Raw genomic sequence first — 24328 nt, 5'->3', positions numbered from 1 at the left:
TATGAAAATTACAGTCGAAATTGATGACGAGCTTTACCGTCAAGCTTTAGAGATGGCCGATGCGGAAATGAATAAAGAAAGCATTTTTGAAGAGTCGCTGAGGGTTTTTGTTCGGATACAAACGGCCAAACGGTTGATTGCTCTTGGCGGAGGAACGCCTGAATCTCAGGATGTTCCGCGCCGTCGTCCTTAGCCGCCTGTGGGCACGGGCCTATTTCAGGCAAAATAAAAGGGCTCTCACCGAGAGCCCCTTTGTTTGGTCGCCGAACCAAATTGACACGCAAAAAACAAAACGTTCCAACAGTCACTATTATGACGTTGCTTTATTTACTTGTCAATATAATAACTACTTTCCGGCCAGTTTCTTTTCATGCATTTCCATCACGAGCCTCAGAATCTCAGGATCGAACTTGTCAAACAGCTCCATCGCGTGTTGCAGCTCGTTCGCTTGGCCCTGCTCAATGCCAAATTCCGCCTTCGAGATTCCGCATTCCCTCATGATGAAATCAGTGACTTTCTGGCTGTTTTTGAGCAGATAGTCGAAGTCGTTTTTGAGGTTTGCGTAGCCGTCTGTGATGTTCTGTTTCGTCGAATGGTTCACAAGGTGCTTCATTTCAACGTCACCAATCCCTGCGCGACCACCGAGGTTGATGAAGAAGTTCCTCATGGCGTTCAGGTTGTAGCGCTTGATGCCCGCCAACTCGCAAATCTTTGCCATATAAGGCCTAAGAGAGGACTCAGACAGCGGTGCATCTCTTACATCGCTTTGAAAAAGATACGTTTTCTGAGGGTCGTACTGCTCGACGACAATCGACCTCAACACGTCTGAAAAGGCGACGACGTATCGTCCTGAAGTCTTAAGGTACTGATCGGCATACTCGGCGGTGAAATCGAACCCAATTGGAGAGCCTGTTTTTGAAAGCATTAGCATTGAGTTTGATGTCCTTCTCAACTCACCGCTGCGCATTCCTACAAAAACGTTGGTTAAAATCACGTTTGTGCATGCTCGGGCCTGATTCGTACTGCGACCTCGGCCCGGTTGCTCCTCCCGAAACTTGAGGGCAGCGTTAAGGAATTTTGTTGCTGACTCAACCGTAATGTCGTGCTTTCGACGCGGTATCGTATCCTTGATCTTTGTTCTTTTCAGAATGGCGGTAGGGTCAGCAAATGCAGGATCATCCTTGTTTTCACGGATAAAAGAGTACAGTGCTGAAATGTACGTCCTCAGGATTCTGGCCGTTGTTTTTTGCTTTTTTGGTTCGCCGTTCTCATCGAGCTGCGGAATTTCTTTTCCAGCCGCGTCGAGTACTGGAACCCCTTTACTTCGCTTTATGCGAAAGCTTTCCTTCAAAGCCTTATATCGAGTTTCAAACATCTGCTCGCTGATCTGGCGCATGTCCAAATCAAGCCAATCGTCCGCATACCTCCTTAAGACCTGCTCATAATGTAGGCGGGTTGCTACCTTCCGTCCGTGTTCATTGTCCGGAGATTTGATACCAAAAGCGGAAAAACGCAGCTCAATGGCATCCATCAGCGTGATTTTTCCGCCGACTTTCGCTAGCTCGATTTCCGCATCTTTTTCATCGAGAATGGCGCGTGCTTTAGACCGGAGATCGTCCAGATCATAAGCCGATGGGTCGTGCTCGATGTTTCGCTTGATGAGCTTGCCACTGGCGTTGCGACCGTTGACGTAGAATCGCTTCACTCCGGTGCCAATGCGTAAGCGAAGTGGAGAGTCAGCGTCCTTGAGTTGTCGTTCGGTGCCAGGATCGGCGAAGGGCATCTTGTCGATCTCCTTCTTTTTGAACACGATTTCCAGGACTGATTCTTTGGCTTTTTTGGCGGTCATGAGCGGCTCGGCACAATTTTGGTAACAGAGCTTAGTGTGTCTTTCGCGAGATGCCAAATGATTAGTAACCTTTTGGTAACAAGCCGCCGTTCTTGGGATGGTAAAAAACGAGATAATAACTTGACGAATTAGAAGTGTGGTTGCTTTTTTAGCAGTAAAGCGGCGGTATTACGGCGGTTTTAGGTGTTTTTAGTTAAATTTGTCAATGTTATTATACAAACAAGTAAATGACACGAGAGACTTAAAATCCCCCGCTCGTAAGGGCGTGCCGGTTCGATTCCGGCTTCGGGCACCATACATATCAAAGGCCTGCATGAGTTTTCTCATGCAGGCCTTTGTCGTTTCTGCTCCGTGATTTTTTGACAGGCCGTCTCGTCGACCTCAAACCTGTTTCTGCCAGACCCCGGTAGCAGCCGTGCGCCGCACATAATCGCTGAAATCTCGCGCGGGCCGGCCCAGTGCGCGCTGAACGCCATCAGCCAGTGGTGTGTTACGTCCGTCGAGCACCGTCGTGAAGAGATACAGCACCAGGTCGATCAGCTCGGCTGGAAGTTGTGCCTGTTCCAGCGCCTGCCGATAGTCATGCGGCGTAACAGCGACGAAGCTGATCTCGCGCCCGGTCCCTTGAGCAATCTCACTGACCGCCTCGGCAAACGTCAGCGCGCGAGGTCCGGTCAATTCATAGAGTTGGCGTGAGTGTCCGGGTTGGGTCAGAGCCTCGACGGCAATTTCTGCAATGTCATCCACATCAACGAAGGGCTCCGCGATATTGCCGACGGGCAGGGCCAGTTCTCCCTGAAGAATCGGTTCCAGAAAATGCGCCTCGCTGAAGTTCTGGAAAAACCAGCTGGCTCGCAAGATCGTCCAGTCGACACCACTGTTCTGAATGACGCGTTCGGCTTGTTCCGCTTCGATCTCGCCGCGTCCGGACAGCAACACCAGTTTGCCGACACCGCTTTTGGCGGCCAGGTCGGTAAACGCCTGAACCGTCTCGACGGCACCCGGAATGGCGAGGTCCGGTTGATAGGAAATATAAACCGCGTGAACGCCATCAAGCGCTGCATCCCAAGTCGCCCGGTCTTCCCAGTCGAAGGGCGGATTCGCATTGCGCGACCCGAGGCGCACAGGCAACCCCAAGGCTTTGAGCTGTTGAGTGACCCTGCTGCCTGTTTTACCGGTCGCACCGAGAACGAGGAAAGTGTCTTGAGCGGATTTCATCGCGTTCATCTCCATCGGTTTAATGTGAGTGATACTCACGTTAAAAAGATGATAATCCCTCACGTTATTTCGTCAACCAACCTTAGAAAGGAAGCCGACGTACGGACATAAGCGCTTGGGGGCATCCGTGGCTGGTGCTAAGGTGAGTGCTCGTCATGTTATTAACGGAATTACGCCAGTGCCAAAGAAAGTCGCCGCCGGGCTTGAGCCATCTGTTTCAGAGCCGAGCCGACGCAATCCCACTCAACAACGCAGTCGTGAGCGGCAGGAGCGGATTCTTGCTGTGGCGACTCAACTGATCGCGACCAAGGGCAGCGACCAGGTCAAGATGAGCGAAATTGCCGAGCGCTCGGAGATCTCGATCGGATCGCTTTATCAGTACTTTCCCGACAAGAGCTCGGTCATTCGCACGTTGGCCGAGCGCTACAACGCTGCAAGCCGCCGTTGTATCGAAGAGGCATTGGTAGCGGTTCAGGATGCCCAAGGGTTGGCGGATGCTTATTCGAGCCTGCTGGATCAGTATTACGAAATCGTTCAGGCCGAGCCCGCGATGCGTGATATCTGGTCAGGCATGCAGGCGGACAAGCAGTTGTTGGCGTTGGAGCTGGAGGAGAGTCGTGTGGCGGGCGGAATACTAGCCGATGCGATGTTGCGGGTTTTTCCAGGCCGCGATGCACAGCGGGTTACGGATTGTGCCTTTCTGATCTGGCAACTCGGTGAAGCGACCATGCGCCTGGCCATTTCTTGTGCGCCCGAAGAGGGGAGGAGGTTGTTTGAAGCGTTCAAGCGCATGTCGCTCGCTGAAATCATGGAGCCCGCGAGCATGAATACGCCCGAGGCATCGACAGGACTGGGTCGAGCAAAGTCGACCCAGGTATCGAATCAGCCCTCTAAACAAAAGGCTGGCCAGTAAAACCACGAGGTAATCTTTGCAGCCCGGCCATGGCAGTAAGCCGTTCTACCCAGGCTGCGCGCCAGTCATTGGCGGTGTGAGTGACTTTGGCCTTGCGCGCAGCACGGCGTGCTGCATTACGTTCGGCTTTGCGCGCGTCCTTGAACGCGTCGGTGTTTCGGCAGCTTCTGCACTTGACGCGGGTCAATTCGCTGCTTGAGGTGAGATTGCTGCCCTTGTGACCGCAGGCCAGATGCCCGCCAACTTTGAAGTGGGTGACCATGGAACGTCTCCTTCGTGACGTGTGATTGTTTGACCTCCAGCAGCCAGTGACGTTCGCCGGCTGACTGGCGGGCAAAAAAAAGGTCTGCATGCGGGCAGACCAGGGTATTTCTCAAAGGAGTGGTTCACTGTAAGGCGTGTGTTGTGAACATTACGTGAAAAGACGGTCGCAAAAAAAAGCCCAGCGCCAGGCCGGGTGCGGGTGCAACACAAGATAATCAGACAGGCACGAGCACGGTGACGATGAAGTCGCCGTTCATACTCCCTGTATCAGGCCCTTTCTCGAATCGCGCGTCCAGATCGGATCATCTGAACCGCGGAAGAGGGGGATCGACAGGTTTTAACGAAGACAGGGTATTTCGAATCAGTGGCGCGTCTTTCTCGATGTCGTTCAGGCGGTCACGAATTCTGAGGGCTGTCGGGTGCCCTCCTTGATGATCTACCCAGTCGGCAATCTCCTTGCACGCAGCGGCAAGTCGAGCCTGGCGGGAGTCGAGCAGGGTGAGCAGGGTGGTGATGGACTCTTTTTCGGACATGGCAAACACCTCCGTTCAAGAAACCTGGCAAATAGCAGCAAAAAGCCCGCTGTGTGCGAGCTTTCTGCCGATGGGGTCGCTGTTCCTTCAGCTGATTTCAGTATAGACCCGGACTTCAGGCTTGTCGGGCCGTCACTTGTGACTTGGCATTGAGCTGCAGGCATTTACGTTGGGCATCTTCTTCACAATCGTAGTCGTCACCGCAGAAGCCCAAGGTGCGGGTGTCGAAGATTCGATAAAACTCCGCCGCGTCGGGTGGTGGGTGGCCGGCTTCTCCGGCCCGGCGGCCATGAATGATGATCTTGTTGCAACGCTTCACAACGAAAATGTCTTCCATGGCGTCACCGCAGCTGATTCATGTCCACATCAACTATAGAAGTTCTTGGCGATCGTGCAAAAAATGGGCGGGTCATTTCGTCGATTCGGCCGCCTCGATCATCTTCTCCAGATACATGGCGAGCCCGACTTCCTCTGCCCTGAGCCCTTTACGCAGTCTCGGCCGCGGCAGTTGGGCCAAGGCACCGAGCATGAAGCCTTCAACTACCGCCGGGTGGATGTAGCACTTGCGGCACACCGCCGGGGTGTTGCCGAGTTGCCTGGCGACATTCTTGACCATCTCCACCACATGCCGTTTTGCGTCCGATTCGGGTTCCCACTGCAATTCGCGCAGCACCGACAATGCGAGCGCGCTGCCCGCCCAGGTGCGGTAATCCTTGGCCGTGAAGTCAGCACCGGTGAGGGTTTGCAGGTAGGCGTTGACGTCTGAGGAGCTGACGGTATGGCGCTCGCCATTTTCGTCCAGGTATTGAAAGAGGTCTTGCCCGGGAATTTCCAGGCAGCGCTTGATGATTCGCGCCAGGCGCCGGTCCTTCACGGTGATCTGGTGCTCGACCCCACTCTTGCCGCGAAACTGGAACAGGATCGCGCTGCCGTTGACCTCGACGTGACGGCTGCGCAGGGTGGTCAGGCCATAGGAGCGATTTTCCCGGGCGTACTGCGTATTGCCGACGCGGATCAACGTCGCATCGAGCAAAGTAATGACGGTCGCCATGACTTTGTCCCGGCTGAACCCCGGAGCGTCCAGCAGGGGTTCAAGCTGTTTGCGCAGTTTCGGCAGCGCCAGCCCAAAGTCCCGCAGGCGCGAGTATTTGTCGGCATCGCGCACTTCGCGCCAGCGTGCGTGGTATCGGTATTGCTTGCGACCGCGAGCATCACGCCCGGTGGCTTGTAGATGGCCGCGCGGATCGGCGCAGATCCACACATTGGTATAGGCCGGCGGCACGGCGAGGGCATTGATGCGCTTGATTTCGTCTGGATCGGTAATGCGCTGGCCCGCGGGATCGAAGTAGCAGAATTTGCCACGCAAGCGCTTGCGGGTGATTCCAGGCTGCGTGTCGTCGACATAATGCAGGTCGGGTGGCAGCACATCGGGCAGCGCGGTATCGGACATGGCGAGAAATCCTTGGCAACGAAGTCAGGGGGCCTGTACAGCCATTGACCGCGCCCGTTCGCCGTGGTGCCGACAGATTTACGCCAGGACGGCCACCGCTTTGATCTGCGCCCAGAGTTGCTGGCCGGGGTGCACGCCCAACTGGTCCCGGGAGTAGCGGGTGATGCGTGCCAGCAGGGGCGTCCCGGCGGCGTTCAATCGGATCAGCACGTGGGCGGCGTTGTCGGCGCCGATTTCACTGATCACCGTCACCGGTAAGCGATTGAGGATGCTGCTGTGCTCGACGCCTTGCAGGCTCAGGCTCACATCACGCGCCTGGACCTTGCAGCGCAATGCCTGGCCCGGAGTCATCGGCGCATGCGTCACGCGAATACTCATGTTGGTATCGGGCAGTTGCAACGTCAGCAATTGATAGTGGGGATCGTAGGCGCTGACATGGCCTTCGATCACCACGCCGGCATCGTCACCCAGCGCCAGGGGCAAGTCGAGACGCGCCAGGGTTTCGCCGATGGGGCCGCTGGCCAGCGCCTTGCCGTCGCTGAGCAGGACGATGTGGTCGGCCAAGCGGGCGACCTCATCCTGCGAGTGGCTGACGTAGAGCACCGGGATGTCGAGTTCATCGTGCAGGCGTTGCAGGTAAGGCAGGATCTCGTTTTTGCGCTGGCTGTCCAGCGCCGCCAGCGGTTCATCCATCAGCAGGAGTTTGGGGCTGGTGAGCAACGCGCGGGCGATGCCGATTCGCTGCCGTTCACCGCCGGACAGGTGCTGCGGATGGCGGTCCAGCAGATGACCAATGCCCAGCAGTTCGGTGGCATGCGCCATGTCGACCCGGCGTTGTTGCTTAGGGATACGCTTGAGGCCGAACTCCAGATTGGCGAGCACCGACAGGTGAGGAAACAGGCTCGCTTCCTGAAACACATACCCCAGCGCACGTTTATGCGGAGGTACGAAAATGCCCTTGTCGCTGTCCTGCCAGACTTCGTCGTTGACCCGGATAAAGCCCTGCTCAGCCCGCTCCAGGCCAGCAATACAGCGCAGGCACGTGGTCTTGCCCGAGCCGGAATGACCGTAAAGTGCAGTCACCCCACGGCCTGGCAGTTGCAGATCCACCTTCAGGGCGAATCCCGAATAACGCAGTTTCAGACGCGTATGAATCATCGATCAGCTCCAGCCTGTTTTGGTTTTCCGGCTGGAATAGAGCGCCAGCAACACGACAAAGGAGAACACCAGCATCGCCCCGGCCAGCCAATGGGCCTGGGCGTATTCCATGGCTTCAACGTGATCGTAGATCTGCACCGAGACCACGCGGGTCTTGTCGGGAATGTTGCCGCCGATCATCAGCACTACGCCGAACTCGCCGACGGTGTGGGCGAAACCGAGAATGGCCGCGGTGATGAAGCCGGGTCGAGCCAGCGGCAGGATCACGCTGAAGAAGGTGTCCCAGGGATTGGCGCGCAAGGTTGCGGCCACTTCCAGTGGGCGAGTACCGATGGCAGAAAAAGCGTTTTGCAGCGGCTGGACCACGAAAGGCATCGAATACAGCACTGAACCGATCACCAGCCCCGCGAAACTGAAGGTGAGCGTGCCAAGCCCCAGCGACTGGGTGAATTGGCCGACAAAGCCGTTCGGGCCGAGCGCCAGCAACAGATAAAAGCCAATCACTGTGGGCGGCAAGACCAGGGGCAGGGCGACGATCGCCCCGACCGGGCCACGCAGCCAGGACTGGGTGCGCGACAGCCATAACGCAATCGGAGTGCCGATGATCAGCAGGATAACCGTCGTCAGGGACGCCAGTTTCAGGGTTAGCCAGATGGCGGAAAAGTCGGCACTCGTCAGCGTCATTTAGAGTTGATAACCGTAGGACTTGATAATCGCGGCGGCTTTCGGCCCCTTGAGGTAGTCAACCAGCGCCTTGGCAGCCGGGTTGTCCTTGCCTTTATTGAGGATCACCGCGTCTTGTTTGATCGGGTCGTGCAGGTCGGCCGGAACAATCCAGGCCGAGCCGCCGGTGACTTTGCCGTCTTTGTAGATCTGCGACAAGGCCACGAAGCCCAGTTCGGCGTTGCCGGTGGAAACGAACTGATAGGCCTGCGTAATGTTCTGGCCTTCAACGATCTTGTCTTTGACCTTGTCGGTCAGGCCCTGCTTCGCCAGCACTTGAGTGGCGGCCAGGCCGTAAGGCGCCGCTTTCGGATTGGCGATGGAAAGGTGCTTGTACTCGTTCGCTTTCAGCACATCACCCTTGGCATCGACGTAACCTTCCTTGGCTGACCACAACGCCAGTGTGCCGATAGCGTAGGTGAAGCGCGAACCCTTGACGGTGTCGCCTTCAGCCTCAAGTTTTTGCGGGATGGTGTCGTCCGCCGAGAGGAGCACTTCGAACGGTGCGCCATTTTTGATCTGGGTGTAGAACTGACCGGTTGCGCCAAAGGAAGTGACCAGTTTATGCCCGGTGGCTTTCTCGAAATCTGCAGCGATGGCCTGGATCGGCGCGGTGAAGTTGGCGGCGACGGCCACTTGGATTTCGTCAGCCTGGGCGGACCCGAAGGCGAATACGGCGAGCAGGCTTGCGAGGCAGGTGGGGGCAAAACGTGAGGCACGAATGCTCATGAAACGGCTCCGTTATCGGCAAATGCAACGAGGGGGTGGAACGCTGTATAGCGGAATATATAGCGAAATGCCTGCCAACGGAATGTGTCGGTACTGAGATTGCGCACGACCTGTTGCCGGTGGCGAGGGGATTTATCCCCGTTGGGCTGCGAGGCGGCCCCAGCGTCCGTTCAAACAGTGAGTTGTCAGGATTGACGACTGCTTCGCAGCCGAACGGGGATAAATCCCCTCGCCACAAGTTAGCTGCTACAACAACGTTCGCTACCGACGAAGCAATTTGGCCAAGCCTTCCTCCGCCAGCCGCCGAGTCAGCTCCGCCGTCCCCATTTCAACCCCCAACGTGAACGCCTGCCCAGCCCAGAGATTGCTGAAGTCCGCCTCACCTTTCGCCCGCAACGGCATCAACGCTCCGCCAGCCAGCGGGAAGGCCGGTGCTTTATCGCTCATGGGCCCGATTTCGCGCATCACCCGATTGAGAATCCCCCGTGCAGGGCGGCCGGTGAAAAGGTTGGTCACCGCAGTCTCGCTTTCCTTGGCCGTGCGCAATGCTTTGTGGTGAGACGCGCTGACCTTGGCTTCCGGCGTGAACAAGTAGGCCGTCCCCACCTGCACCGCCGAAGCGCCCAACAGAAAAGCCGCCGCAACGCCCCGTGCATCGCTGATCCCGCCCGCTGCAATCACCGGCACCTTCACCGCGTCGACGACCTGAGGCACGAGGGCGAATGTGCCTACCTGGCTGCTCAAGTCATCGCTGAGAAACATCCCGCGATGCCCGCCGGCTTCGTAGCCCATGGCGATGATCGCGTCGCAGCCATGCTGCTCCAGCCAGATGGCTTCTTCGACCGTCGTCGCCGAGGAGAGAATTTTCGCCCCGGTGGCTTTTACGCGATCCATCAAGGATTTTTCCGGCAGGCCGAAGTGAAAGCTCACAACTTCGGGGCGAAATTCTTCGAGCACTTCGCAGGCAGCGTGATCGAAAGGTGCGCGATTGGACACCGGGGTAGGCGCCTCGAAATCGACGCCCAGTTCCCGATAGTACGGCTCCAACAAATTCTTCCAGTCCTGGGCACGTTGCTCATCGGCCGCCGGCGTCTGGTGGCAGAAATAGTTGATGTTGAAGGGGCGCTGGCTGTGTTGGCGAATCGTCTTCAGCTCTTCGCGCAACTGCTCGATACTCAGCATTGCGGCGGGCATCGAGCCCAGGCCGCCAGCGTTGCTCGCGGCGATGACCATGGCCGAGCCGGTAGCGCCAGCCATGGGCGCCTGGATGATCGGCAGTTCGATGCCGAGCAGGTCAAGGATGCGGGTGTCTGGCCATTGGCTCATTTCAATGATTCTCCGACGGGTAGAACCGGTTTTTTACCAGCAATGGCTGTCGCAGGGCCAGCCGACTTTTGTATCCGGGAGGTTTTCATGTCTTCCATAAGCGCGGAAAAAAAGCGTAGCCGCACGTCATGGAAACGCTCGGCGCGTTGGCGGTTTGGCTAAAGTCTTGTACGGCGCGATGTTTCTTTGTGGTATTTCAATGGCCCCACACCCAGATTGACTCCATTGAGAGGCGATGATGTTCAAAGGTATTTTGATCGACAAAGACGACAGCGGTTACCGGGCGACACTGCAAGAGATCAATGACGACCAGCTGCCCGAGGGTGATGTGACGGTACGCGTGGCGTACAGCACGCTGAACTTCAAGGATGGCCTGGCGATCACCGGCAGCAGTCCGGTGGTCAGGAAATTTCCGATGGTGCCAGGGATCGATCTGGCCGGTACGGTCGAAGTCAGTAATCATCCGGACTACAAGGTCGGTGACCAGGTACTGCTCAACGGCTGGGGTGTGGGCGAAGGGCACTGGGGCGGGCTGGCACAAAAGGCACGCCTCCAGGGTGACTGGCTGATTGCGCTACCCAAGGAATTCACCGCGGCCCAGGCCATGGCAATCGGCACCGCCGGTTACACGGCGATGTTGTGCATCCTGGCGCTGGAACACAACGGCGTCACGCCTGAGCAGGGTGAAGTGCTGGTCACCGGGGCCAACGGCGGCGTAGGCAGTTTCGCCATCGCGCTGCTGAGCAAACTCGGCTATCGGGTCGTGGCATCCACGGGCCGCACCTCCGAGCACGATTACCTCAAGCAACTGGGTGCCAACGAGATCATCGATCGCGCCACGCTGTCCGCGCCGGGTAAACCGTTGGCCAAGGAGCGTTGGGCTGCGGTGATCGACTCCGTCGGTAGTCACACGTTGGCCAACGCTTGCGCCAGCACCAAGGCCAATGGCACGGTCGCCGCTTGCGGTTTGGCGCAAGGCATGGACTTTCCAGCCTCCGTCGCACCGTTCATTTTGCGCGGCGTGACATTGGCCGGAATCAACAGCGTGACCCAACCCAAAGCCAAGCGGATAGAAGCCTGGAATCGTCTGGCCAAGGATCTGGACTTCGCGTTGCTACCGCTGATCAGCCATGAGATCGGCTTGAGCGAAGCCATCGACGCCGCGCCACGCTTGCTCGCCGGGCAATTGCGCGGGCGGGTTGTAGTTGATGTGAATCGCTGATTAGCGAGTCTCGCGTTCCAGCAACTGGCGCTTGCGTTCTACACCCCAGCGATAGCCCGACAGGTTGCCGTCGCTGCGCACCACGCGATGGCACGGAATCGCTACCGCGATACTGTTCGCGCCGCAGGCCTGGGCCACGGCGCGCACGGCTTTGGGCGCGCCGATACGCTGAGCGATATCGGCGTAGCTGGCGGTGCTGCCCGCTGGAATTTCCCGCAGCGCCTGCCAGACCCGCTCCTGAAACGCCGTACCACGCACGTCCAGCGGCAAGTCCAGGCCAATCGCCGGCGCCTCGATAAAACCGACCACCTTGGCGATCAGCTGTTCGAACGCATGATCGGCGCCAATCAGATTGGCACGGCGAAACTTGTCCTGGAGGTCGCAGACCAGCTGATGCGGATCGTCTCCCAACAAAATTGCGCAAACGCCGCGTTCACTTTGTGCCACCAGAATCGCCCCCAGGGAGCACTGGCCGACGGCAAAGCGGATATCGTTGTTCTGGCCCGCCGCACGGTAATCACCGGGCGTCATGCCCAGCAACTGATCGGCCGACTCATAGAAGCGACTGTTGGAGTTGAACCCGGCGTCGTACAAGGCGTCGGTGACCGAACCGCCGTCGGCCAGGCGTTCTCGAACCTTGCGTGAACGATGGGCGGTGGCGTAACCCTTGGGTGTGAGGCCGGTCACGGCTTTGAATACGCGATGAAAGTGGAAGCTGCTCAGGCCCGCTACGTTCGCTAGTTCCTTTAACGCAGGCAGATTTTCCGCGGACTCGATGTGTCGGCAGGCGGCCGCTACGGTTGCCGCATGTTGTGCGGCCACGTCGCTTTGATCCCTTGTGGCTCGCTTGCTCGGGCGATATCCCGCCGCCTGGGCCTGCTCGGCGGTGTCGAAAAATTCGACATTCTGCGGTTTCGGCAAGCGCGCCAGGCTACTGGGACGGCAATAGATTCCGGTGGTTTTCACGGCGTAGACAAACTGCCCGTCGGCGCTGGGATCTCGTGCAACGACGGCGGCCCAGCGAGGATCGTTTTCGGTGGCGAGCCTGGTCGAATGAGTTGTCATGGCTTCATGTCCGTTGACTCGTTTCATGCAGATTAACCATCCGGCAACAGCGCTGCACCCCGAGTCTTGCGGTTGAATTCGAGGGTTTCATCCGGCGGTTCGAAAGGTGAAGTTGATCCGTTGTTCGCCCAGGCGCGGGTGATGGCCGTCCTTGATCGGCAGCACGCCGTGATAACGCAAACGATCGACGCCGCCCCAGACCACGATATCGCCATGCAGCAATGGCACGCGTTGGCTTTTATCGCTGCGTTGAAACCCGCCGAACAGGAAGATGGCAGGCAATCCCAATGACACCGAAACAATCGGAGCGGCGTAGGAACCTTCGTCTTTGTCCTGGTGCAATGACATCTTGGCGCCGGGGACATAACGGTTGATCAGGCAGGAATCAGGAATAAAGTCCACAAATCCCGCTTCCCGGGCCGCCGCTTGTGCCAATTCGAAAAACACGTCGGGCATCGCGGGCCAAGGTTGTCCGGTCTGCGGGTCGTTGCGTGTGTATTTGTAACCGCTGCGATCCGTGGTCCAGCCCCAGGTGCCGCAACTGCTCAACGCCACCGACATGGTGAAACCGCCCGGCGTGGCCATCTGCCGAAAGGGGGCGGCCGTTAGAATCGCTTCCAGTGCCGGCAGCAACTGATCTATCCACTGCAGGGCAAAGCCGCGCAAGACGTAGGATTGTTCGCCGATTTGCTCGCGCCTGGGTTTCTGTTCGGGCTCGGCATCGGCAAACAGATCGAAGGTGGTCGGGATCATGGGGTCATAACGCATCGTGAAAGATGATTCCAAGGGTATGCCGTTTTCCGCTGTGCAGGCGACTCACGCCGTGTCGCATCGTCACCCGGTAATAGCCGCGAACGCCTTTGACCGGGCGCTGGCTGACCGCAAAGATCACACCATCGCCTTTCTTCAGGCCGATCACCTGCGGGCGTGACTGCATCCGCGGGCGTTGTTCGGTCAGCACAAACTCGCCGCCGGTAAAATCTTCGTCCGGTTCTGACAGAAGAATCGCCACCTGCAGCGGGAACACGTGTTCTCCGTACAGATCCTGATGCAAGCAGTTGTAGTCCTGCGGGCCATATTGCAGCAATAACGGCGTCGGGCGCTCCTGACCGGCGGCATGGCAGCGTTGCAGGAATGCTTGGTGGCTTTCAGGAAAACGGATCGGCAGGTCCATGCATTCGTACCAGCGATTGGCGATTGGCACGAGACAAGGGTAGAGCGCACTGCGCAGTCGGGCGACCGTGTCCGGCAGCGGGTATTTGAAATACTTGTACTCGCCACGGCCAAAGCCATGACGCGCCATCATCACTTGAGAGCGGAAGGGCGCTGTCTGAGCGTAGAGGGCGCTGATTTCGTTGCACGTCTTTGCACTCAGCAGCGACTTGATGACGGCACAGCCATCCTGATCGAGTTGTTGCTCCAGGGTTGCCCAGTCCAGCGAATCGAAGGTTTGCTCGCTCATCGTGAAACCTCACGGTCCAGCAACTGCCGTTTGCGCTCCAGTCCCCAGCGATAGCCGCCAAGGCTGCCATCCTGGCGCAGCACCCGATGGCAAGGCACGATTACGGCCACAGGGTTGGCTCCACAGGCATTTGCCACCGCCCGAAAAGCGCCGGGCTTGCCGAGGCGTTGAGCGATATCACGGTAGCTGGCGGTTTCGCCGAGTGGGATCTGTCGCAGGATTTCCCAGACGCGCCGTTGAAATACGCTGCCGGTCAGGTCCAGCGGCAGATCGAGTGCAATGCGCGGGTCTTCGAGGTGGCGCAGGGTTTGCTCCAAGGCCGGCATCAGACTTTCATCGCGCTGCGGAGTTGGCAATCCAGGGAAACGCCGTGCCAGATCCTGCTCGAGCGTGATCAAGTCGTCACCGAGCAACAACGCGCACAGGCCTTCGGCGCTGAATGCCAGTAACAGGAGGCCAAGGCTGGAAGTGCCGCTGATGTAGCGAATCGAGGAAGTAGACATGTTCTGACTCCTTAACCAAAGGTCGAGGTGGCCAGTCTAGGGAGCGCCAAGGGAGTGAACACTCCGGCGCTTGCGGTGGAATTCATATAGGCGCGGAGCATGACGTCCTTGTTGTCGCTCCGGGTGCCGGGTCGCGTTACAGCGCTTTGCTGACGGCGATGTCGCTGATGACGTCTTCGCTCGAACCATGAATGGCGTCCAGCGCGGCCTTGGCTTCTTCTTCGGTGCCGTTTTCGAGCTGGGCAAATTCGAAACGGCGTTCGCCGTTGAGTTTGTATTTGATGACGTACTTGGTCGTTTGGGCCACGGTCATACCTTCTTTTATTCGTGCGGGAACGTCACTCAGCTCAGTTTTGTGCTGGAGCGACGGATGATCTTGATCGAGTGCGTCAGGGTCGGTTTGCGGGTCACGCTGATCGGCCGGCGGTTGACCGTGTCGATGGTGATGTTCCAGAAACCGGTGCTCGGTGCAGTAATCCGCGCCGGGAACGTGTCGAACGCACCGCCGTGATAAGTATGACGGCCGCCGTTCTTGAAGCTGCGAAAGTTGGCGTCGTTCATCAAGCGAATGTTGCAGGTTTGGGAGCACTGGATGACGACAATGTCGTCTTCATTGAGGTGCTCGCGCTGGTGGATAAATTTCATGAGGCGCCTCCAGAAGGGCTTTTTCTACAAAATCAAAACGATAGCATGGGCGATTGACGCAGTTTATCAGCCCGAACAGGTTATTATCCGGTCGTCGGGGTTCGCTTTGACAATTAAAAACAGTTATTCGGAATTCTATGAGCGATAAACGCAACGAACCTCGGAGAAAATCAGCATTTGTGCTGTCGGAGGGTCTTTATCGGAGGTTTTGTATGAAGTGGGGTGTGTTGGTCTTGCCGTTGGCATTGGTAGTGAGTGGCTGTGCGAATGTCTCGGAGATTAACGAGACGTTGCCTACCATGAACGTGATCTCAGGCAAAAAGCCCAATGAGTACGCGCAATGCCTGGTTGAAAAACTGGCCGACAGTCGTGGCGCCCTGCAAGTGGAGTCGCACAAGGACGGGATGCGTGTAATCGTGCCGGCGAAATTCTCGTCGGCCCCGGCAGCCGTATTCGACATCGAAGACCGCTCGGGTGGCAGCGGTATCAAGCTGCATGAGCGCATGTCCAATGTGCCGGTGCGTCCGAAAGACGTGCAAAAAGCCGCCAATGCGTGCATTTCCGGCTGATAGACTGGCCACCGTTCATACTGATGCCGTCAAAGTCATGCTTTGGCGGCATTGTCATTTCTGGAGTCGCGCATGAAGCGAGAGCAAGTTCGGGAACGCCATGCAGAGGGACTGATCTCTGCCACCCACGTCATTCAGAATCCGGCGAACCCCGGGGAATGGATCGTGTTTTTCAAGAAAAGCGCCGGGCGCAGTTATTTCCTGGTGGACGATAACGATGAGGTCGAATCGTTTGGCCGTCTCGACGATTTGATCGAGACCGTGCGCGGCCTCGGGATCAAATTCGCCGAAATTCACATGTAGGGCAGGGCGCCTTACTTGCAGACCACCACGACGCTGCGGTTTTTGAAGTTGCCGACGTCGACCCCCAGGGTCTTGTCGCTTTCCTTGGTCGACGGTGATCCGTCGGTGCCGACAATCCGGTAGCCGGTGCCGGCGCAAGAGGCATCGGCTTTTTCGTAGCACGTGGCCCAGGAGTTGGCTTCACCGGAGCAGTCGATCGCCAGGCCTTGCTCGCCGTTGTTCAGGTACATCTTTTCGGAAGTGGCGCAGCCGCTCAGGGCCAGGAGTGCAATCAGGGGCAAAAATCTGTTCATGTTCATAGTCGTCTTCAGCGAGGGGGGCTAGACGCTCTGACAGCGCCAGTGTGAAAAGGTTATAGCGATTGGCCACTTGTTTGCACCCGCCCACAAAAAAGCCCTGCTCGATGGCAGGGCTCTGCGAGTGCCGCAGGCGATCAGTCCTGACTCTTGCCGCGTCGCTTCGGCGCGGGAGGTGTGTAGTCGAGCACCGAAGCCACTTCAATCGCCATCGCTTCGCTGGGTAACGGCCCGGAAACATCTTCGCCATTGGTGGCGGTAATGTGCCACTGGCCATCTTTTCCTTTGTCGACCGTGTACCCGTTGATGATTTTTGCTGCGGTCATCTATCTGTCTCGTTCACTGGTTCAAAGTCGCCATGATACCGGCAAATGCTCGCATTGGGGGGCGATAAGCGTATGGTGGTCCAGTTTGCCGGCCTCTTTGAGCTACGCTGATTTGACCGCGCAAAAATCCGGATGGAACTATCCGCGGGAATATTTCTCTATGATGGCATCGGTTAGCCAGCGCGGGGCATTGTAAGGTGCACGCCGCCTGATTAGACTGCGCCGAAACTCGTACACACAGCCCTTTCAAGGACTTATATGATCAAGAAATGCTTGTTCCCAGCAGCCGGTTACGGTACTCGCTTCCTGCCAGCGACTAAAGCCATGCCCAAAGAAATGCTGCCGGTGGTAAACAAGCCACTGATCCAGTACGGCGTCGAAGAAGCACTGGACGCTGGTTTGACTGAAATCTCCATCGTCACCGGTCGCGGTAAACGCGCCCTGGAAGACCACTTCGACATCAGCTACGAGCTGGAAAACCAGATCAAAGGCACCGACAAAGAGAAATACCTGGTCGGTATCCGCAAGTTGCTCGACAACTGCTCCTTCTCCTACACCCGCCAGACCGAAATGAAAGGCCTGGGCCACGCGATTCTGACCGGTCGCCCGTTGATCGGTGACGAACCGTTCGCTGTGGTCCTGGCGGATGACTTGTGCGTCAACCTCGAAGGCGACGGCGTCCTGACCCAGATGGTCAAGCTGTACAAGCAGTTCCGCTGCTCGATCGTTGCCATCCAGGAAGTCGATCCGCAAGAAACTCACAAGTACGGCGTGATTGCTGGTGAGATGATCCGCGACGACATCTACCGTGTTCACAGCATGGTTGAAAAGCCAAAACCTGAAGATGCACCGTCGAACCTGGCGATCATCGGTCGTTACATCCTGACCCCGGACATCTTCGACCTGATCGAACAAACCGAGCCAGGCAAGGGTGGCGAAATCCAGATCACCGACGCCCTGATGAAGCAGGCCCAGAACGGCTGCGTCATGGCCTACAAGTTCAAAGGCAAGCGGTTCGACTGCGGTGGCGCCGAAGGCTACATCGACGCGACCAACTTCTGCTTCGAGAACTTCTACAAGACTGGCAAGGCTTACTGATAGCGCCTTACCCGCTTGTATTGAAAAGCCACCTTTCGGGTGGCTTTTTCATTTTCCGCCCCCATATCGCTTGCAGCGCTTGCCCAACGGACGTCTGCGGGTATGCTGGTTTCCTGCCGAGGAGATTGAAAATGGCCTACGATTTTGACCTTTATGTGATTGGTGCCGGTTCCGGCGGTGTACGGGCTGCTCGTTTTGCTGCCGGTTTTGGAGCGAAGGTGGCTGTGGCCGAGAGCCGTTACTTGGGCGGTACGTGTGTGAACGTCGGCTGCGTGCCGAAGAAATTGCTGGTCTACGGCGCGCACTTCGCCGAAGACTTCGAGCAGTCTTCGGGCTTTGGCTGGACGCTGGGCGAGGCGAAGTTCGATTGGGCAACGCTGATCGCCAACAAGGATCGCGAGATTAATCGCCTGAATGGCATTTACCGCAACTTGCTGGTCAACAGCGGTGTGACCTTGCATGAAGGCCACGCCAAGATCGTCGACCCCAACACGGTCGAAATCAACGGCGAGCAGCACACCGCCAAGAACATCCTGATTGCCACCGGCGGCTGGCCGCAGATCCCGGAGATTCCGGGGCATGAACACGCGATCAGTTCCAACCAGGCGTTCTTCCTCAAGGAGCTGCCAAAGCGCGTTCTGGTGGTGGGCGGCGGTTACATTGCTGTCGAATTCGCCGGGATCTTCCACGGTCTGGGCGCCGACACGACGTTGTTGTATCGCGGCGAGCTGTTCCTGCGTGGCTTCGACGGAGCGGTACGCAAGCACTTGCAGGAAGAACTGACCAAGCGCGGCATGAACCTGCAATTCAACGCCGACATCGAGCGTATCGACAAGCAGTCCGATGGCAGCCTGAAGGTGACGCTCAAGGACGGTCGTGAGCTGGAGGCGGATTGTGTGTTCTACGCCACCGGTCGCCGTCCGATGCTCGACAACCTCGGGCTGGAAAACACCGGGGTCAAACTCGACAAGAAAGGTTTCGTCGAGGTCGATGATCAGTATCAGACCGCCGAGCCGTCGATCCTGGCGCTGGGCGATGTGATCGGCCGTGTTCAGCTGACCCCCGTCGCGCTGGCTGAAGGCATGGCCGTGGCGCGTCGCCTATTCAAGCCTGAGCAATATCGTCCGGTGGATTACAAGATGATCCCGACTGCTGTGTTCAGCTTGCCGAACATCGGCACGGTTGGCTTGAGCGAGGAAGAGGCTCGCGAGGCCGGCCACGAGGTCACGATCTACGAAAGTCGCTTCCGCCCGATGAAGCTGACCCTGACTGAATGCCAGGAGCGCACGCTGATGAAACTGGTGGTCGATGCCAAGACCGACAAGGTCCTGGGTTGCCACATGGTCGGGCCGGATGCCGGTGAGATCGTTCAGGGGTTGGCGATTGCCTTGAAGGCTGGCGCGACCAAGCGCGACTTCGACGAAACAATTGGCGTGCATCCAACTGCCGCCGAAGAGTTCGTCACCATGCGTACGCCGGTTAGCGGTTAATCGTTTTTATCGGCCTCTGATGCGTCTGGCGCTGTTGCAGTGACAGCCGCCAGGCGCAGGCTTTCATCGAGGCTCGCCTGAGTCTTGAGCAATTCAATCTCCAGCCCTTTGTTGATCTGCGACTGCTCGTCGACGCTCTGCTTGAGCGACTGACTTTCCAGCAGGGCGGCACGCAAGCGTTCCTGGAGGAGGGTGCGTTCGCTGTCGATGCGGTTGACCTGCTCCAGCAGTTGGTCCTGGCGGCTGTGAGTGTGTTTAAGTTGCTCCTGCAGCAATCCCAATTCCCGCAGCGTTCCACGGTTCTCGGTGAGCAAGCGCTCGTTGTCGCGATGCAACTGAGTGATCTCATCCTGGCGCACCAATGCGCTTTGCTGGGCCTGGCGCAATTCCATTTGAATCTGCTGCACCTGGCCTTCGTGGCGGCTGTGCTCTTGCTCGCGCTGTTCCTTGACGGCGTTGCGGTAGTGTTCCAGGGCATCGCGTGCGTGCAGGTGCTTTTCTTCCAGTGAGCGGATCTGCTCGTCCTTGTCTTGCAAGCGCAGCTCGAAATCGGCCAGTGCCTGGTTCAGTCCGGCGTTGCGGGTTTGTTCTGCCTGCAGCATGGAGCGGGTTTCTTGCAGGGCTTCGGACTCTTGAGTCAGCGCCAGGCTTTGAATCTCGTATTGCTGGTGTAATTCCGCGTTGTCTTGCCGGGCCGCAGTCAGGTGGATTTCCAGTTCTTTACGTTGCTGATCGAACTGCGCGCGTGCGTGTTCGATGGGTTCTTGGGCCTGTTCCTTCAGGCGTTGCGCCAGACGCGAAACCAGACCAGCCAGTTCGTCATCAATGGGCTCTGAGGGCGTTTCGACGCGTTCGCCGCCGTCATCCAGCTCCTTTAAATAGCGGTGAATGGTGGTTTTTGAGCCGGTATTGCCCATCTCGATCCGTACTGCATCGATGCTGGGGTTTTCGCCACGGGCAAGGATTGCCAAACGTGCCGCCTGCACTACCGCTTTATTTACGCCGCCACGAGCCATGTGTTCTCCTACGATTTCGTACTGTGGTACATGCCACTATAGTACGCAGTGTACCATCGTTTATAAAAAGATAAAAAATGTAGGATGCTAATGCGGGATATACTGGTATTACCCCGTGTGATGCGCCGTACGGCGGGTTTTACACCGCTAAAGCGGTACGTTTTCGAGAGATGAGCCCATGACCGATCTGGATCGCTACCTGCAAGCCGCCACCCGCGACAACACCCGGCGTAGCTATCGAGCGGCCATTGAACACTTCGAAGTCCATTGGGGTGGTTACCTGCCGGCGACGAGCGACAGCGTGGCGCGTTACCTCGCGGCTCATGCGGGCGTGCTGTCGATCAATACGTTGAAGCTGCGGTTGTCAGCGCTGGCGCAGTGGCATAACAGCCAGGGTTTCGCTGACCCGACCAAGTCGCCGGTGGTGCGCAAGGTCTTCAAAGGCATTCGTGCGCTGCACCCGGCGCAGGAGAAACAGGCCGAGCCCTTGCAACTTCAGCATCTGGAGCAAGTGGTGGCGTGGTTGGAACTGGAAGCGCAAACCGCCAAGACGCAAAACGATCAGCCGGGCTTGCTGCGCGCCCGACGCGACACCGCGCTGATCTTACTGGGCTTCTGGCGCGGATTTCGCAGCGATGAGTTGTGCCGCGTACAGATCGAGCACGTGCAGGCGAGCGCCGGTTCAGGCATCACCCTCTACTTGCCACGCAGCAAGAGCGATCGCGAAAATCTCGGCAAGACTTACCAAACCCCGGCCTTGCAGCGGCTCTGCCCGGTCCACGCCTATATCCAATGGATCACCGAAGCTGCGTTGGTCCGCGGTCCGGTGTTCCGCGGTATCGACCGTTGGGGCAACTTGAGCGAGGAGGGTTTGCACGCTAACAGCGTGATCCCGTTGCTCCGCCAAGCCCTGGAGCGTGCCGGTATCCCCGCCGAGCACTACACCAGCCATTCCCTGCGGCGCGGTTTTGCCAGTTGGGCCCATCAAAGTGGTTGGGATTTGAAATCGTTGATGAATTACGTGGGATGGAAGGATGTGAAGTCAGCCATGCGCTATGTTGAAGCCAGCCCGTTTCTCGGAATGGCCCGGGTCGCTGAAAAGCCATTGTCGCGCTAGATACCGTTTTCTTCTATTAATACTGTCCCCTAATAGCGAAAACCAATCAGCAGCATGAGCTTTGCCAATGAGCCAGGCGGCGATCGAGTGGGTAGGATTCACCCCATCAACTTCTCAACCAATCATTTCAACCCTGACGGAGAGTCATCGATGCCTATCATCAACAGCCAAGTTAAACCGTTCAAAGCTGACGCCTTCAAAAATGGCGATTTCGTAAAAGTGTCGGACGCTGACCTGAAAGGCAAGTGGTCCGTCGTGTTCTTCTACCCAGCCGACTTCACCTTCGTTTGCCCGACCGAACTGGAAGACCTGGCTGACAACTACGACGCGTTCCAGAAACTGGGCGTCGAGATTTACAGCGTTTCCACCGATACCCACTTTGCTCACGCTGCCTGGCATAACACTTCGCCAGCCATCGGCAAAATCCAGTACACCATGATCGGCGACCCGACTCACGCCATCTCCCGCAACTTCGACGTGCTGATCGAAGACGCTGGCCTGGCTGACCGTGGCACCTTCGTGATCAACCCTGAAGGCCAGATCAAAATCGTTGAACTGAACGATGGCGGCGTTGGCCGTGACGCTTCCGAGCTGCTGCGCAAAATCAAGGCTGCTCAATACGTCGCTGCTCACCCAGGCCAGGTTTGCCCAGCCAAGTGGAAAGAAGGCGAGGCCACTCTGGCTCCGTCCCTGGACCTGGTCGGCAAGATCTAAGTCTGTGAAAGCACTATCAGGGCGGGTTTCCGCACCTAAGTAAGCCGCAACCGCCCTCAAAAACGCCCGGGCGAGATTCGCTCGGGCGTTTTTTTTCGAATTCAAAAAGGAAATCGCCCGTATGTTGGACGCCAATCTTAAAGCCCAGTTGAAATCGTACCTGGAACGGGTCACCCAGCCGATCGAGATCGTTGCCTCCCTCGACGACGGTGCGAAATCCCAGGAAATGCTCGCATTACTCAAAGACGTTGCCAGTCTTTCCAACCAAATTACCTTGCTCGATAACGGTGACGATGCACGCAAACCATCGTTCTCGATCAACCGCCCGGGTGCCGATATCAGCCTGCGTTTCGCCGGCATCCCGATGGGCCACGAATTCACTTCATTGGTGTTGGCGCTGCTGCAAGTCGGCGGCCACCCATCGAAGGCCAGTGCTGAAGTGATCGAACAGATCCGTTCGCTAAAAGGCGAGTTCAGCTTCGAGACGTACTTCTCGCTGTCCTGCCAGAACTGCCCGGACGTGGTCCAGGCGCTGAACCTGATGGCGGTACTGAACCCGAATATCCGTCACGTCGCCATCGACGGTGCGCTGTTCCAGGCTGAAGTCGATGATCGTCAGATCATGGCCGTGCCAAGCATTTACCTCAACGGCGTCAACTTCGGCCAGGGGCGCATGGGCCTGGAAGAAATCCTTGCCAAGATCGACACCAGCGGTATCGAGCGTCAAGCCGAAAAGATCAGCGCCAAGGAAGCCTTTGACGTATTGGTCGTCGGCGGTGGCCCGGCCGGTGCTTCGGCCGCGATCTACGCCGCTCGTAAAGGCATTCGCACCGGTGTGGCTGCTGAACGTTTTGGTGGGCAGGTGCTCGACACCATGGCCATCGAGAACTTCATCTCTGTGCAGGAAACCGAAGGGCCGAAACTGGCGGTGGCGCTGGAAGAACACGTCAAGCAATACGACGTCGACATCATGAACCTGCAGCGGGCCGACAAACTGGTGCCGGGCAAGAGTGGTGAGCTGCACGAAGTCCACTTCGCCAGCGGCGCGACCCTGAAAGCCAAGACCGTGATCCTCGCGACCGGTGCGCGGTGGCGTGAAATGAATGTCCCGGGCGAGCAGCAATACCGCAACAAAGGCGTTGCGTACTGCCCGCACTGTGACGGTCCGCTGTTCAAAGGCAAGCGTGTAGCGGTGATTGGCGGCGGTAACTCCGGCGTCGAAGCGGCCATCGACCTGGCGGGCATCGTGTCTCACGTTACGTTGCTGGAGTTTGATGTACAGCTGCGCGCCGATGCGGTGTTGCAGCGCAAGTTGCACAGCCTGCCGAATGTCACCGTGATCACCAGTGCGCAAACCACTGAAGTGTTGGGTGACGGCCAGAAGGTCAACGGTCTGCGCTACAAGGATCGTCAGACTGATGAACTGCGTAACGTCGAACTGGAAGGGATCTTCGTGCAGATCGGCTTGCTGCCCAACACCGATTGGCTCAAAGGCACCATCGAACTGTCGCCTCGCGGCGAGATCATCGTCGATGCCCGTGGTGAAACTTCAATGCCGGGCGTGTTCGCTGCCGGTGACGTGACTACCGTGCCGTACAAGCAGATCGTGATCGCAGTGGGCGAGGGCGCCAAGGCTTCGCTGAGCGCATTCGATCACTTGATCCGTACCTCCGCACCGGCCTAAACGCCGACACTGAAAACACAAAACCCCATGAGCGATCATGGGGTTTTTTGTGTCTCACGCATTCCCAATGTGGGAGCGGGCTAAGTGTCACATCGGCGCTGGCTGGATGATTTCAACCCAGTAAGCGTCTGGATCCTTGATGAACGCCAGGCTCTTCATGCGGCCATCATTCAGGCGCTTCTGGAAATCGCAGCCCAGTGCTTCGAAGCGCTCGCATGCGGCGACGATGTCCGGCACGGAGATACAGATGTGGCCGAAACCGCGCGGGTCGGTATTGCCGTTGTGGTAGGCGAAATCTGCGTCGTTCTCGGTGCCGTGGTTGTGGGTCAGTTCGAGAATGCCGGGGATGGATTTCATCCATTCGGTGCGCGCGGCAGCATCGGCCGGAATCTGGTTTTTATCGACCAGCGCCAGGAAGTACAGGCTGAACTCGGCTTCCGGGAAGTCGCGTTTTTCTACCAGCGAAAAACCCAGGATGCGCGTGTAGAAATCCAGGGACTTGGTGATGTCCTTGACACGCAGCATGGTGTGGTTGAAGACGAACTTCTGGGTGGCGGTGTCGGGTTGGGCGGTAACGCCGGGGAAAGCGTTCAATTCGTGCAGGCTCATGGGCCCTCCGGAAAATAAGTGGGGCTAACGAATGGCGACAATGATA

Annotated in this window: 29 protein-coding genes and 1 pseudogene; 10 read left to right on the top strand and 20 right to left on the bottom strand. The window is 57.7% G+C overall.

Annotated features, from left to right (window positions below; translation table 11 throughout):
• The first annotated feature begins 1 nt into the window (after window position 1).
• On the top strand, window positions 2–193 hold the full coding sequence (locus DJ564_RS17510) for a DUF2191 domain-containing protein (RefSeq protein WP_109631895.1): 192 nt from the start codon (window positions 2–4) through the stop codon (window positions 191–193).
• 153 nt (window positions 194–346) lie between these two features.
• Here DJ564_RS17510 and DJ564_RS17505 read toward each other — a convergent pair whose 3' ends face one another.
• Window positions 347–1849 carry a hypothetical protein gene (locus DJ564_RS17505; RefSeq protein WP_109631893.1) on the bottom strand — a complete coding sequence of 501 codons (1503 nt, stop codon included), beginning with the start codon at window positions 1847–1849 and terminating at the stop codon, window positions 347–349.
• Between the two features lie 381 nt (window positions 1850–2230).
• Window positions 2231–3067 (bottom strand): NAD(P)H-binding protein, encoded by an 837-nt coding sequence (locus DJ564_RS17500; protein WP_109631891.1) that lies wholly within the window; start codon window positions 3065–3067, stop codon window positions 2231–2233.
• Between the two features lie 178 nt (window positions 3068–3245).
• On the opposite strand from DJ564_RS17500, the gene DJ564_RS17495 reads away from it, so the two are divergent.
• The gene (locus DJ564_RS17495; RefSeq protein WP_109631889.1) at window positions 3246–3980 is read left to right on the top strand and encodes a TetR/AcrR family transcriptional regulator; all 735 of its coding nucleotides are present in this window, start codon (window positions 3246–3248) and stop codon (window positions 3978–3980) included.
• Here DJ564_RS17495 and DJ564_RS17490 read toward each other — a convergent pair.
• From DJ564_RS17490 to DJ564_RS17455, 8 genes are all read right to left on the bottom strand, one after another.
• Window positions 3958–4242, bottom strand: a complete 285-nt coding sequence (locus DJ564_RS17490; protein ID WP_109631887.1) for a hypothetical protein — start codon at window positions 4240–4242, stop codon at window positions 3958–3960. The two genes, DJ564_RS17495 and DJ564_RS17490, sit on opposite strands and share 23 nt — an antisense overlap.
• 304 nt (window positions 4243–4546) lie before the next feature.
• The gene (locus DJ564_RS17485) at window positions 4547–4777 is read right to left on the bottom strand and encodes a hypothetical protein (protein ID WP_010460746.1); all 231 of its coding nucleotides are present in this window, start codon (window positions 4775–4777) and stop codon (window positions 4547–4549) included.
• A gap of 115 nt (window positions 4778–4892) precedes the next feature.
• A complete protein-coding gene (locus tag DJ564_RS17480; protein WP_109631885.1) occupies window positions 4893–5114 on the bottom strand; it encodes a hypothetical protein in 222 nt (73 codons plus the stop codon).
• 72 nt (window positions 5115–5186) lie between these two features.
• Window positions 5187–6227 (bottom strand): DNA topoisomerase IB, encoded by a 1041-nt coding sequence (locus tag DJ564_RS17475; protein ID WP_109631883.1) that lies wholly within the window; start codon window positions 6225–6227, stop codon window positions 5187–5189.
• Between the two features lie 78 nt (window positions 6228–6305).
• Window positions 6306–7385 carry a molybdenum ABC transporter ATP-binding protein gene (gene modC / locus DJ564_RS17470; RefSeq protein ID WP_109631881.1) on the bottom strand — a complete coding sequence of 360 codons (1080 nt, stop codon included), beginning with the start codon at window positions 7383–7385 and terminating at the stop codon, window positions 6306–6308.
• Window positions 7386–7388: 3 nt separating this feature from the next.
• Entirely contained in the window at window positions 7389–8069 is a 681-nt protein-coding gene (modB, locus tag DJ564_RS17465) for a molybdate ABC transporter permease subunit (RefSeq protein ID WP_109631879.1), read from the bottom strand.
• Entirely contained in the window at window positions 8070–8837 is a 768-nt protein-coding gene (modA, locus tag DJ564_RS17460; RefSeq protein WP_109631876.1) for a molybdate ABC transporter substrate-binding protein, read from the bottom strand.
• Window positions 8838–9098: 261 nt separating this feature from the next.
• Window positions 9099–10163: a nitronate monooxygenase family protein gene (locus DJ564_RS17455; protein WP_109631875.1), complete on the bottom strand. Its 1065-nt coding sequence runs from the start codon at window positions 10161–10163 to the stop codon at window positions 9099–9101.
• A gap of 238 nt (window positions 10164–10401) precedes the next feature.
• Between DJ564_RS17455 and DJ564_RS17450 the strand changes: the two genes are divergently transcribed.
• The gene (locus DJ564_RS17450; RefSeq protein WP_109636074.1) at window positions 10402–11385 is read left to right on the top strand and encodes an MDR family oxidoreductase; all 984 of its coding nucleotides are present in this window, start codon (window positions 10402–10404) and stop codon (window positions 11383–11385) included.
• On the opposite strand, the gene ada is transcribed toward DJ564_RS17450, so the two are convergent.
• The 6 genes and pseudogenes from ada to DJ564_RS17425 form a co-directional block, all read right to left on the bottom strand.
• The gene (gene ada, locus DJ564_RS17445) at window positions 11386–12450 is read right to left on the bottom strand and encodes a bifunctional DNA-binding transcriptional regulator/O6-methylguanine-DNA methyltransferase Ada (RefSeq protein WP_109631873.1); all 1065 of its coding nucleotides are present in this window, start codon (window positions 12448–12450) and stop codon (window positions 11386–11388) included.
• Between the two features lie 87 nt (window positions 12451–12537).
• Window positions 12538–13218, bottom strand: coding sequence for a DNA oxidative demethylase AlkB (gene alkB / locus DJ564_RS17440; protein ID WP_109631871.1), 681 nt, complete (start codon window positions 13216–13218; stop codon window positions 12538–12540).
• Window positions 13208–13912 (bottom strand): 2OG-Fe(II) oxygenase, encoded by a 705-nt coding sequence (locus tag DJ564_RS17435; protein ID WP_109631869.1) that lies wholly within the window; start codon window positions 13910–13912, stop codon window positions 13208–13210. Before DJ564_RS17435 ends, alkB begins: the two co-directional genes overlap by 11 nt.
• A pseudogene (locus DJ564_RS32825) lies at window positions 13909–14199 on the bottom strand (methylated-DNA--[protein]-cysteine S-methyltransferase); the annotation flags it as partial. The pseudogene DJ564_RS32825 and the gene DJ564_RS17435, both read right to left, overlap by 4 nt.
• A gap of 352 nt (window positions 14200–14551) precedes the next feature.
• Window positions 14552–14728, bottom strand: a complete 177-nt coding sequence (locus DJ564_RS32180; RefSeq protein WP_178082308.1) for a hypothetical protein — start codon at window positions 14726–14728, stop codon at window positions 14552–14554.
• Between the two features lie 29 nt (window positions 14729–14757).
• Window positions 14758–15060 (bottom strand): DUF1883 domain-containing protein, encoded by a 303-nt coding sequence (locus DJ564_RS17425; RefSeq protein WP_007946189.1) that lies wholly within the window; start codon window positions 15058–15060, stop codon window positions 14758–14760.
• A gap of 212 nt (window positions 15061–15272) precedes the next feature.
• On the opposite strand from DJ564_RS17425, the gene DJ564_RS17420 reads away from it, so the two are divergent.
• The gene (locus tag DJ564_RS17420) at window positions 15273–15629 is read left to right on the top strand and encodes a hypothetical protein (RefSeq protein WP_109631865.1); all 357 of its coding nucleotides are present in this window, start codon (window positions 15273–15275) and stop codon (window positions 15627–15629) included.
• A gap of 72 nt (window positions 15630–15701) precedes the next feature.
• Window positions 15702–15932, top strand: a complete 231-nt coding sequence (locus DJ564_RS17415; protein WP_109631864.1) for a hypothetical protein — start codon at window positions 15702–15704, stop codon at window positions 15930–15932.
• An 11-nt stretch (window positions 15933–15943) separates the two neighbouring features.
• Here DJ564_RS17415 and DJ564_RS17410 read toward each other — a convergent pair whose 3' ends face one another.
• A complete protein-coding gene (locus tag DJ564_RS17410) occupies window positions 15944–16225 on the bottom strand; it encodes a hypothetical protein (protein ID WP_109636072.1) in 282 nt (93 codons plus the stop codon).
• A gap of 140 nt (window positions 16226–16365) precedes the next feature.
• On the bottom strand, window positions 16366–16554 hold the full coding sequence (locus DJ564_RS17405; RefSeq protein WP_109631862.1) for a hypothetical protein: 189 nt from the start codon (window positions 16552–16554) through the stop codon (window positions 16366–16368).
• A 258-nt stretch (window positions 16555–16812) separates the two neighbouring features.
• Between DJ564_RS17405 and galU the strand changes: the two genes are divergently transcribed.
• Window positions 16813–17652 carry a UTP--glucose-1-phosphate uridylyltransferase GalU gene (gene galU, locus DJ564_RS17400; RefSeq protein ID WP_010460715.1) on the top strand — a complete coding sequence of 280 codons (840 nt, stop codon included), beginning with the start codon at window positions 16813–16815 and terminating at the stop codon, window positions 17650–17652.
• Between the two features lie 131 nt (window positions 17653–17783).
• Window positions 17784–19142, top strand: a complete 1359-nt coding sequence (gene gorA / locus DJ564_RS17395) for a glutathione-disulfide reductase (RefSeq protein WP_109631860.1) — start codon at window positions 17784–17786, stop codon at window positions 19140–19142.
• On the opposite strand, the gene DJ564_RS17390 is transcribed toward gorA, so the two are convergent.
• The gene (locus DJ564_RS17390; protein ID WP_109631859.1) at window positions 19139–20158 is read right to left on the bottom strand and encodes a DNA-binding protein; all 1020 of its coding nucleotides are present in this window, start codon (window positions 20156–20158) and stop codon (window positions 19139–19141) included. The genes gorA and DJ564_RS17390 overlap by 4 nt on opposite strands.
• 178 nt (window positions 20159–20336) lie before the next feature.
• Between DJ564_RS17390 and DJ564_RS17385 the strand changes: the two genes are divergently transcribed.
• From DJ564_RS17385 to ahpF, 3 genes are all read left to right on the top strand, one after another.
• Window positions 20337–21275, top strand: a complete 939-nt coding sequence (locus DJ564_RS17385) for a site-specific integrase (RefSeq protein ID WP_109631857.1) — start codon at window positions 20337–20339, stop codon at window positions 21273–21275.
• Window positions 21276–21425: 150 nt separating this feature from the next.
• Window positions 21426–21989, top strand: a complete 564-nt coding sequence (gene ahpC, locus DJ564_RS17380; protein WP_010460707.1) for an alkyl hydroperoxide reductase subunit C — start codon at window positions 21426–21428, stop codon at window positions 21987–21989.
• Window positions 21990–22110: 121 nt separating this feature from the next.
• A complete protein-coding gene (ahpF, locus tag DJ564_RS17375; RefSeq protein ID WP_109631855.1) occupies window positions 22111–23673 on the top strand; it encodes an alkyl hydroperoxide reductase subunit F in 1563 nt (520 codons plus the stop codon).
• A gap of 87 nt (window positions 23674–23760) precedes the next feature.
• Here the strand turns inward: ahpF and gloA are convergent, their stop codons facing one another.
• Entirely contained in the window at window positions 23761–24282 is a 522-nt protein-coding gene (gene gloA / locus DJ564_RS17370) for a lactoylglutathione lyase (protein WP_109631853.1), read from the bottom strand.
• Between the last annotated feature and the right edge of the window lie 46 nt (window positions 24283–24328).

The sequence above is a fragment of the Pseudomonas sp. 31-12 genome (genome assembly GCF_003151075.1).
Taxonomy (GTDB): domain Bacteria; phylum Pseudomonadota; class Gammaproteobacteria; order Pseudomonadales; family Pseudomonadaceae; genus Aquipseudomonas.
Note: the sequence above shows the minus strand (reverse complement) of the source record. Positions and strands in the feature narration are given on the sequence as shown.